This is a genomic window from Mesorhizobium norvegicum, from assembly GCF_004919685.1.
Taxonomy (GTDB): domain Bacteria; phylum Pseudomonadota; class Alphaproteobacteria; order Rhizobiales; family Rhizobiaceae; genus Mesorhizobium; species Mesorhizobium norvegicum.
In genome coordinates this window covers 1-223 of sequence record NZ_SMYZ01000240.1, presented here as the reverse complement: position 1 = coordinate 223, position 223 = coordinate 1, and the positions used below count along the sequence as shown (strand labels likewise).

The following is a 223-nucleotide window of genomic DNA, read 5'->3' as shown; positions in this document are numbered from 1 at the left end:
CCTGGAGCCGGGCCACGTAGGCGCCCCAGATCCGGGTCAGCTCATCCCGGGCAGCCGGCGTGTGGTAGTCGAGTTCGGCCAGATCGCCCCAGACGGTGCGGATCGACGGATCGTCCGGATCCACCGCCGCCGGGTGCATGATCGAGCCGTCGGACTCCTTCATGAACAGGTCGGGCCGCTCCGTGGCGAGGCGGGCGTTGTCGGCGGTGTGGTTGATCACGAG

Annotated in this window: 1 protein-coding gene; it reads right to left on the bottom strand. The window is 69.5% G+C overall.

Translation table 11 applies throughout. The features are described from left to right. A partial coding sequence (locus FCU66_RS40915; RefSeq protein WP_210239734.1) for a hypothetical protein occupies positions 1-223 on the bottom strand: 223 nt, incomplete at both ends.